Here is a 10,029-nt window from a genome sequence, read left to right on the forward strand (position 1 = left end):
GGCAGTTTTCCAGCAAAAGCGTAGTTCGCCCGCAAGCCAGTCGCCTTGCGGCCTGCGCCATATTGTCGCGGGTCGTCAGTCAGATTCCGGGGCTTGCCGTAGGGTGTGCTTTGCGCACCATCGCGGGTTTCGGCGCGCGCGGTGCACCCTACCGGGGCTCACACCAGCAAGCCGAGAGTCTTGGCGCGCATCACAGCCTGAGTACGGCGTTTCACACCGAGTTTGCTGTTGATCTTCTTGGTGTGGGTTTTCACCGTGTTCACCGAGATGAACAGATAGCCGCCAATCTCCTGGTTGGAGAAACCCTCGGCCAGCAACTGCAGCACCGCGCGCTCGCGCTGGCTGAGGAGGCTTGCCTGGTCGCCGTCGAGAACCGCCGTGCCTTCGCAGCGCGGGTAGTCGCGCAGCAGGCCATGCATGCCCAGGCGCTCGGCCTGTTCCAATGCCTGGCGCTGCAGGGGGCCGGCGTCGGCGCGATCGAGGGCGCGCCAGGTCGCCGCCAGCGCCAGGCTCACTTCGCACGCAAGCGGCGCGAACTGCATCGCCTGGCAGCGTTCCAGGAGGGGCAGCAGGAGGGCTTCGGCCTGTTCGACACGGCCGGACTCCAGTTGCGCGCGAGCCAGCAGCAATTGATTGCGCAGGGCCAGGGTGGGGTAGTCGAGCGGTGCCATCCAGGCGCCCTCACCGACGAAGTAGCGCTGAATGCGCAGGGCGACCGGTTCGATGCGCTCCCAGCGGCCCTGGCGGGCGAGCACGCGCATGCCTTGCAGGTTCAGCACGCCGCTGTAGGTGTAGCGCCAGACCTGGCGGCAGTGCATCTGCCGTTCGGCTTCGCGCAGCTCCTGGTAGGCCTCGTCGAATTGGCCACGACGGGCGCGGAGTTCTGCCAGGCCGAGGAAACCATGCAGGGCGAAAGGGTCCAGGCATTCGTGGGCCTGTTCCAGGCCGGTGCGCAGGGCACGTTCGGCTTCGTCGGGGCGATCGGCGATCAGGTGCAATTCCGCCTGGATCAGGTGCAGACGGCCGAGCATCAGGCTGTCCACCTGCTTGCGCCGGCCGATCAGCGCGAAACTCTGCTCCAGCAGCGTCTGTGCCCGGCCGAACTCGCCGCGCAGCAGCAGGAGGCGGATGCGGTCGAGGTTGATCAGCACTTCGAACAGCAGGCTGCCGTGGCGGCGGGCGATTTCCAGCGCCTTGTGCAGGTAAAGGGGTGCTTCCTCCGGGGCGCCACTGGCCATGGCCACGCGCGCCAGGCTGGAGTAGCAGAACAGGATCGGCATCCAGTCGTGTTCGGGCAGGTGCGCCAGGGCCTCGCGGCAATGCTGCTGCGCAGTGGAAATATCCTGGCTGCGCAGGGCCGCGAGTACGCCATGCAGGGCCTGGCTGTTGGCCAGCAACTTGCGATTGCGCAGGGCGGTTGGCTGCGGCAGGAAGTGGCCGAGTTTGGCGATGCAGGCTTCGGCCTCGTCCAGGCGCCAGGAGATGAGCAGGCCCCAGGCGTTCAGACTGAGCAGGCGCGGCGTGCTTTCCAGCAGGGCGGCGGGCAGCCGCGCGCGCCAGGCGAGGAGGTGGGCCAGATGCTGTTCGCCGGTCAGCCATTCCTGGCCGAGGCGTTCCAGGTAGTTGGCCGCCGCTTCTGGCTGGCCGGCGCAGAGGGCCTGTTCGATGGCGTCTTCCACCTGGCCGGCGGCGATGAACATGCGACAGGCGCTGAGGTGCAGGCGCGTGGCGGCCGCTTCGCTGATGCGGTTGCGCAGGGTTCTCGCGACGGCGGGTAGCACGCGGTACCAGGTGCCGTGTTCGTCCAGGGGCATGCAGAAGGCCTGGCGTGCCAGCAGCCGCTCGAAGAGCTCGGCGCCGTCGTTGTCTTCCCAGAGGTGTTGGCAAAGCTCGGCGGAAACCTTGGGCAGGTGCGCCAAAGCGAACAGGCAGGCCGCTTCGTCCGGGCTCAGGCGATTGAGCAATTCGTGGTCCAGGTATTCCTTGAGCCAGCAGTGATTGCCGCTGGCGCTGGACGGCGCCTTGCCGGATAGGTGCAGGCGCACGCCGGCGCACCAGCCTTCGGTTTCCTGCCAGAGTTCTTCGCGCAGGGCGGCGCTGGTCAGCGGTGCCAACTGATCCACCAGCTGTTCATGTTGCGGGCGATCGAGGGCCAGTTGGCTCGCGTCCAGTTCCAGCAGCTCCCCTGCCAGCAGCAGGCGCGGCAGGTTCCAGGCCGGTCGCTGGCGCACGCTGACCAGCAGGCGCAATTCCGGCAGGGCGCGAGCGAGGAGCTGGTCGATGCAGTCATCGAGGCCGGCCGGTGGATGACCGGGGTAGTCGTCCAGGACCAGCCAGGTGCATTCACCTCGATGGGCGAGCAGCTGTTGCAGGGCCTGGGCGGCGGGCAAGGCGGGAATGGCTTCGCCGAGTTCGGTGGCGAGCAGGGCGTTTAGTTGTTCCGGGGTGAGCGGTTGGCCCGCAAGGTTGAGCCAGATGATCAGGCCGGGTTCGCTCTGGGCGCGGAGAAATTCGTTGAGCAGCACGCTCTTGCCGAAGCCGGCGGGGGCGCAGAGCAGTCGAAGCTGGGCATCCTGGGCGGTGAGACGGTCGACCAGCCCGGGGCGCGGGACATGGGCCGGCGGCAGTCGCGGCAGGCGAGACGGAAGGACAGGCGGTGTCTGGCCGGAGCGGGGCATGGGGCGGTTCTCACTGCGTTGTTGTTATGGATGAACCGGACCCTCGCAGACTAGATGGCCAATGGGTGGGCTAGAAGCAGCATGGACAGCGCTTATGCAGCGCCATAACGGCTATGGGCAGGCAGCCGGACGCCCCGCTTGGGCGGGGCGTCCGGAGTGCTTAGCGGATGCCTGCGTTGCGCAGGGCGGCGGGGGTGTAGTCGGCGCCGGTGGTGGCGAAGCCGAACTCGATGCCGTGCTTCTCTTCGTTCTTCAGGCCAAGGGCGATGTAGCGCCCGGCGATGATGTCGTAGAGGGCTTCCACGGCGAAGGTGGCCACCTGGCGCTGGTAGTGGTAGCTGGCATGGCCTTCACCGACGCGCCAGAGCTGGCCGCGGCCGTCGTAATGGTCGGCGTAGGCGATCTGCCAGCTGTCTTCGTCGATGAAGTAATGGCGCTTGGCGTAGATGTGCCGCTCGTTGGGCTTCAGGGTAGCGACCACTTCCCACACGCGGTGCAGCTCGTAGCGGGTCAGGTCCTGGTTCAGGTGGCCTGGCTGGATGATGTCCTTGTACTTGAGCTTGGGCGATTCCAGCTTGTAGCTGTTGTAGGGGATGTACATCTCCTTCTTGCCGATCAGCTTCCAGTCGTAGCGGTCCGGCGCGCCGGAGAACATGTCGAAGTTGTCGGCGGTGCGCATGCCGTCGGCGGCGGTACCCGGGCCGTCGTAGGCGACCTGCGGGGCACGACGCACGCGGCGCTGGCCGGCGTTGTAGAGCCAGGCCAGGCGCGGTTCCTTGACCTGGTCGATGGTCTCGTGGACCAGCAGGACATTACCCGCCAGACGCGACGGTGCCAGCACGCGCTGCTTGAAGTAGAGCAGCACGTTGGCCGACTTTTCCTTGTCCAGCTCATTCATGTCCGCCGGGAAGGCCACCTCGTCCTGGAACTGCACGGGGGTGAAGGAGCCGTTGGTCTGCGGGGTGGCCTGGACCACCAGACGCCGGGCGTTGCCGCCGCGGTAGCGGGTGATGTGGTTCCACATCACTTGCACGCCATCCTTGGGAATCGGGAAGGCGTAGTAGTGGCTGTCGGCGAAGTTGGACAAGCCGTTACCGCCGTCGACCGGCTGGGTGTTGAGGGCGCTCTGCTTCGCCGCGTCATAAATCGCCTGGGGCGCGGCGGCGCTGCGATGGCTCGGGTAGACCGGGATCTTGTAGGTGCTGGCGTAGCGCTTGAACATCGCCATCTGCCCGGGGGACAGCTTGTCCTTGTACTGCTCGGCGTTGGCGGCGGTGATGGTGAACAGCGGCTGCTCGTTGGCATAGGGATCGCCGACGAAGCCATTGGCGTCGACCACTGCGGCATTGGTGGGCAGGCCGCCGGTCCAGGCCGGGATACTGCCGTCGGCATTGCCGACCTTCTCCGCGCCCAGCGGGGTAAGGGCGGCACCGAGTTGTGCCGCTTCATCCGGGCTGACGGCGGCCATGACGTTGGCGGCGAGGAGGCTGAGGACCAGGGCGCCGCTTTGCAGGATGCTTCTCTTGTTCATGCTGGAAATCCTTGCAATCAGAAGTTGAGGCCGAAGCTGAGTGCGACGAAGTCGCGGTCAGTGGTCACGTTGTAGTGGCCGCCGAAGAAGTCGGTGTACGACAGGCTGGCGGTGTAGGTGTTCTGGTACTCGGCGTTGAGGCCGACGCTGATGGCCTTGGAGCCTTCGTTGAAGTTCGGGCCGTAGCCGTCGACGTCATGGGACCAGGCGACGCTCGGGGTCAGGTTGATGCCGGCGAAGACGTTGCTGTACTCCAGGCTGGCGCGGGCGCGGTAGCCCCAGGAGCTGCTGGTGTAGAAGCCCTTGTCGTTGCACTCGCGTTGCTGCGGGCTGGCGGCGGTGAGCGCCAGGCACACGGCCTGGGAGGACAGCTGGCCGGGTCCGTAGATGGGGTCGCGGCCGTAGCGCAGTTCGCCGATATCGTCGTTCAGGCCGCCGATGTGGTTGTAGCCCACCTCGCCTACCAGGGTCAGGCGGCTGGCGCCCATGACCTGGTCGATGAACTGGGTGGCGGTGACCTGTGCCTGGGTCACCGGCTTGCGGACGTAGCCGTGCAGGTCCTCACCCGCGCGGTTGAGGGAATGACCGCTTTCGAAGATCGGCGAGTTGGGCACGCCGAGGGCGGCGAAGGACAGGTCGGTACTGTTCAGCTGCAGCGGCATGTTCGGCCGGAAGCTGACTTCGCCGGCCAGCGAGGTGCCTTCGACGTTGGTCTGGAAGCTGACGCCGTAAAGGCGGATGTCTTCCGGGTATTCGATGAAGTAGCGCGCACCGGGGGCGCCCGGAATGATCGCCGCACTCGGTGTGCGTGTGCGGATGGTGCTGAAGATGGGGCCGCGGCTGTGGTAGTTCATCGCGTAGGCGCCGAACTCGGTGTCGTTCAGCTCCGGCACGAACCAGCGCAGGGCCACGCCGAACTGGCCGCTGTCCTTCGCGTCGCGGTCTCCGGCGCGGGGGATGTAAAGGGTGGCGCCGGTGTTGGTGGATACGCCGGGTGGCAAGTCGGGACCATTGACCACCAGGCGGTCGACGCAGCCATCGGCGACCACGTCGGAGGTGGAGAAGAAGGTGCCGCAGTTGTCGGCCACCGTCTGGTCCCATTCGAGCTGGTAGAAGGCCTCGGCGGAAAGGCTCTCGGTCAGGCTCTGCGAGACATAGATCATGTTGACCGGGATCAGGCCTTCCTTGATCTCGGCGCCGGGGCGGCGGAAGGCGGCGACGTCGATCGGGTTGATCGAGTTGATGCTGTTGCCGATGAAGGTGCTTTCACCCCAGCTCACCACCTGCTTGCCGACGCGGAAGCTGCCCGGCAGGTCGCCCAGGTTGTAGTTGTGATAGAGGAAGGCATCGAGCAGTTGGGCGCCGGAGGACCTGGCGCCCTCTTTGCGGTTGTGGTCGTCGATGTCGTAGAAGAGTCGGTGCTCGTCCTTCAGCTCGAAGTCGTACCAGTACTTGCCGCGCAGGAAGACGCCGGTATCACCGTATTTCAGTTCCAGGTCGTGGATGCCCTTGAAGATCTTCGAGAAGGTCTCCCCTTTCTTGAAGTTCAGGCGGCCGTCGTCGGAGGTGCGCGAAAGTGCTTCGCCTCCGCTCGCGGTGGAGATGAATTCCGGGTCCGGCGAGCGCACGGCCCAACTGGCGCCGACCGAGAGGGAGGAGTCGAACTGGGCTTCGATCTCACCGATGTTGAACGTGATGGCAGAGGCCTGGGCGCTGCAGCCCAGGGCGATGGCGGCGGCCAGCGTGTGCGGCCGGAAGATTCCGCGCATTGTTCTTGTTGTCATGCGGCTCTCCAGAGCGGGTCTTGGGAGGCCTCATGCTAATCAGCCGCTACCTCCCGCCATAACTGCCTGAACGGGCGATTTCATCCATCACCCGAGTGGGTGATGGAGGCGCTGTGCGGGGAGCAGGAAAGGGTCTTCGCTCTGTCGGCGGACGGGGGATGGTCGATCGGTGCTACCGGTGGTTACAGCTCAGTCCAGACCGGCTTCGCTGCGATACGTACGGGCGGCTTCCACCAGCCAGTTGCGGAAAGCGCCGAGGGCGGCGGACTCGAGCTTGCGCTCGGGGATGATCAGGTAATAGGCCTTGTCGCTGCGGAAACTGTGGGGATGGGCGATGACCAGGCGGCCGTCCGCCAGTTCGCGTTGGATCAGGAAGGGCGGGATCAGCGCCACCCCCATTTCGTGCATGGCGGCCTGGGCGAGCATCGAGAAGAGCTCGTAGCGCGGGCCGCTCAAGTCGCGGGCGACGTTCATCCCCTGGGAACTGAACCACTGGCGCCAGGCATAGGGGCGGGTGGTCTGTTGTAACAGGGGCAGGCGGGCGATGGCGTCGGGTTCCAGATTGTCGTGCCCTTGCAGCAAGGCGGGGCTGCACACCGGAACCGAGTGTTCGTGCATCAGGAAGTCGGCGCGGGTGCCTGACCATTCGGCATCGCCGAAGTAGAGCGCGGCATCGAAATCGGTGTCGGCGAAGAGGAAGGGGCGAGTGCGGTTGGTCAGGTTGACCGTCACTTCTGGATGCAGGCGCTGGAAGTCTTTCAGCCTGGGCACCAGCCACTGGGTGCCGAACGTGGGCACGATGGCCAGCTCTACTGTCATCGCGCCTTGCTGACCCATCACCGCGAGTGTGTCGCGCTCGACGGCATCGAGCTGGGTCGCAATGCGACGGGAATACGCCAGGCCGGCTTCGGTGAGCTTCACACCACGCCGGGATCGCCGGAACAGCTCCAGTCCGAGGAATTCTTCAAGTCCGGCGATCTGTCGGCAGATGGCGCTCTGGGTCAGCGCCAGTTCATCGGCAGCCTTGGTGAAACTCTGGTGGCGGGCGGCGGATTCGAAGGCGACCAGGGCGGCGGTGCTGGGGATCTTCCGGCGCATGCTGTACCTCTGCATCACAAGTGATGGCTTGAAATAGGGGGCTTTTGCTTTTCGGAGTGAGAAATTAGCACAACAGCATGCGAAATCCTCGTTTGTCCGATAGGGCCTAGGCTGTCTAGGATGCGTCAACACTAATAAGGCAGTGGCCCGCGATGGCCCGCCCCCTGAACTCCGCTTACCGAGGACACTCCCCATGGCCGCCAAAGCAAGCTTCAACTGGATCGACCCGCTGCTGCTGGATCAGCAACTCACCGAAGAAGAGCGCATGGTGCGTGACAGCGCCCAGCAGTTCGCCGCCGACAAGCTGGCCCCGCGCGTGCTGGAAGCCTTCCGCCATGAGCAGACCGATCCGGCGATCTTCCGCGAAATGGGCGAAACCGGGCTGCTCGGCGCGACCATTCCGGAAGTCTACGGTGGCAGCGGCCTGAACTATGTGTGCTACGGCCTGATCGCCCGTGAAGTCGAGCGCATCGACTCCGGCTACCGCTCGATGATGAGCGTGCAGTCCTCCCTGGTGATGGTGCCGATCAACGAATTCGGCAATGAAGCCACCAAGCAGAAGTACCTGCCGAAACTGGCCAGCGGCGAATACATCGGCTGCTTCGGCCTGACTGAGCCGAACCACGGCTCCGATCCGGGCTCGATGATCACCCGCGCCAAGAAGGTCGACGGCGGCTACCGCCTGACCGGCAACAAGATGTGGATCACCAACAGCCCCATCGCTGACGTCTTCGTGGTCTGGGCCAAGGACGATGCCGGCGAGATCCGTGGCTTCGTGCTCGAGAAGGGCTGGCAGGGCCTGTCCGCTCCGGCAATCCACGGCAAGGTCGGCCTGCGTGCCTCCATCACCGGCGAGATCGTGATGGACAACGTTTTCGTGCCGGAAGAGAACGCCTTCCCGGATGTGCGTGGCCTGCGTGGTCCGTTCACCTGCCTGAACTCCGCCCGCTACGGCATTTCCTGGGGCGCCCTGGGTGCCGCCGAAGCCTGCTGGCACACCGCGCGCCAGTATGTGCTGGACCGCAACCAGTTCGGCCGTCCGCTGGCCGCCAACCAGCTGATCCAGAAGAAGCTGGCCGACATGCAGACCGAGATCACCCTGGCACTGCAAGGCTGCCTGCGTCTGGGTCGCATGAAGGATGAAGGCACCGCGGCGGTGGAAATCACCTCGATCATGAAGCGCAACTCCTGCGGCAAGGCGCTGGATATCGCCCGTATGGCCCGCGACATGCTGGGCGGCAACGGCATCTCCGATGAGTTCGGCGTGGCCCGTCACCTGGTCAACCTGGAGGTTGTGAACACCTACGAAGGGACCCACGACGTCCACGCGCTGATCCTGGGCCGTGCCCAGACTGGCATCCAGGCGTTCTTCTGACCTCAGCCCGGGCTTCTCTCCTCTCTATATATAGGAGAGAGGCCCGAGTCCCTTCACGAACTCAGGTGACCTCATGGCTGGCGCTCTCTCCCACATCCGCGTGCTCGACCTCTCCCGCGTACTGGCTGGCCCCTGGTCCGGCCAGATTCTCGCGGACCTGGGGGCCGAGGTAATCAAGGTCGAACGACCGGGCTCCGGTGATGACACCCGCGCCTGGGGGCCGCCCTTCCTCAAAGGCGCCGATGGCCGGGATACCAGTGAAGCGGCGTATTTCCTCTCCGCCAATCGCAACAAGCAGTCGATAACCATCGACTTCACTCGCCCCGAAGGCCAGAAGCTGGTTCGTGAGCTGGCGGAAAAGTCCGACATTCTCATCGAGAACTTCAAGGTGGGTGGCTTGGCGGCCTATGGACTGGACTACGAGTCGCTGAAGGCCATCAATCCGCGCCTCATCTATTGCTCGATCACCGGCTTCGGCCAGTCCGGTCCCTATGCCAAGCGTGCTGGCTACGACTTCATGATCCAGGGCCTGGGCGGGCTCATGAGCATTACCGGGCGTTCCGACCAGGAAGATGGCGCTGGCCCGGTCAAGGTGGGTGTGGCGCTGACTGACATCCTCACCGGGCTCTATTCCTCGGTGGCGATGTTGGCTGCACTGGCCTCGCGGGACATCAGCGGCAAAGGTCAGCACATCGACATGGCCCTGCTCGACGTGCAGGTGGCTTGTCTCGCCAACCAGGCGATGAACTACCTGACTACAGGCAATCCGCCAAAGCGTCTGGGGAATGCCCATCCGAACATCGTGCCGTATCAGGATTTTCCGACTGCGGATGGGGATTTCATCCTCACCGTGGGTAACGACAGCCAGTTCCGCAAGTTTTGCGAGGTCGCCGGTCATCGGGAGTGGGCGGACGACCCGCGTTTTTCAAGCAACAAGGCGCGAGTGGCGCACCGTGCCGAACTGATTCCGATGATTCGCCAGGCCACCGTCTTCAAGACCACGGCCGAATGGGTGAGTGCATTGGAGGAGGTTGGTGTGCCCTGTGGGCCGATCAACGACCTCGCGGCAGTATTCTCCGATCCGCAGGTTCTGGCGCGGGGGCTTCGCGTCGAACTGGAGCATCCCTTGGCCGGCGTGGTGCCGCAGGTGGCAAGCCCGCTGCGTCTTTCCGACACCCCGGTCGAGTACCGCATGCCGCCGCCGCTTCTTGGCGAGCACACCCAGGAAGTGCTGCGACGCGTGCTTGGCCTGGCGGCGGAGCAAGTGGAATCGCTGCGCAAGGCGGAAGTTATCTAGCCCCTTCTTATATAAGTACGAGAGGCGCGATGAAGATAATTTCAATTAAGTGTTGACGGCAGATTTTGCATCCCTATAATGCGCCCCACTTCCGGCGCAGTCGCCAAGCAAAACTCCTTGTAGATCAATGAGTTGAATGTTTGGAGAGAGTGTCGGAAGGTTCCGCTTCGAGAGGTTCGCCACTGGCGAATGAAGCTGAACAGGAGGTGTTGACAGCGAGTTTGAACGCTGTAGAATGCGCCTCCCGCTGACGAGAAGAGTGAATC

At 64.5% G+C, this 10,029-nt stretch carries 6 protein-coding genes; 2 read left to right on the forward strand and 4 right to left on the reverse strand.

The window, feature by feature from the left end:
* Positions 1-158: 158 nt before the first annotated feature.
* The 4 genes from E8E95_RS24745 to E8E95_RS24760 all read right to left on the reverse strand — a co-directional run bounded on the left by E8E95_RS24745 (position 159) and on the right by E8E95_RS24760 (position 7,091).
* Positions 159-2,678, reverse strand: a complete 2,520-nt coding sequence (locus E8E95_RS24745) for a LuxR C-terminal-related transcriptional regulator (protein ID WP_280354626.1) — start codon at positions 2,676-2,678, stop codon at positions 159-161.
* A 160-nt stretch (positions 2,679-2,838) separates the two neighbouring features.
* The gene (locus tag E8E95_RS24750; RefSeq protein WP_280354627.1) at positions 2,839-4,209 is read right to left on the reverse strand and encodes a DUF1329 domain-containing protein; all 1,371 of its coding nucleotides are present in this window, start codon (positions 4,207-4,209) and stop codon (positions 2,839-2,841) included.
* Positions 4,210-4,226: 17 nt separating this feature from the next.
* Positions 4,227-5,993 (reverse strand): DUF1302 domain-containing protein, encoded by a 1,767-nt coding sequence (locus E8E95_RS24755; protein ID WP_280354628.1) that lies wholly within the window; start codon positions 5,991-5,993, stop codon positions 4,227-4,229.
* A gap of 189 nt (positions 5,994-6,182) precedes the next feature.
* Complete coding sequence (locus E8E95_RS24760; RefSeq protein WP_280354629.1) at positions 6,183-7,091, reverse strand: LysR family transcriptional regulator; 909 nt, start codon at positions 7,089-7,091, stop codon at positions 6,183-6,185.
* Between the two features lie 193 nt (positions 7,092-7,284).
* On the opposite strand from E8E95_RS24760, the gene E8E95_RS24765 reads away from it, so the two are divergent.
* Positions 7,285-8,466, forward strand: a complete 1,182-nt coding sequence (locus E8E95_RS24765) for an acyl-CoA dehydrogenase (RefSeq protein ID WP_280354630.1) — start codon at positions 7,285-7,287, stop codon at positions 8,464-8,466.
* Positions 8,467-8,539: 73 nt separating this feature from the next.
* Complete coding sequence (locus tag E8E95_RS24770) at positions 8,540-9,763, forward strand: CaiB/BaiF CoA-transferase family protein (RefSeq protein ID WP_280354632.1); 1,224 nt, start codon at positions 8,540-8,542, stop codon at positions 9,761-9,763.
* The last annotated feature ends 266 nt before the right edge of the window (positions 9,764-10,029 follow it).

It is taken from the genome of Pseudomonas sp. BN414 (assembly GCF_029871275.1).
GTDB classification, from domain to species: Bacteria; Pseudomonadota; Gammaproteobacteria; order Pseudomonadales; family Pseudomonadaceae; genus Metapseudomonas; species Metapseudomonas resinovorans_C.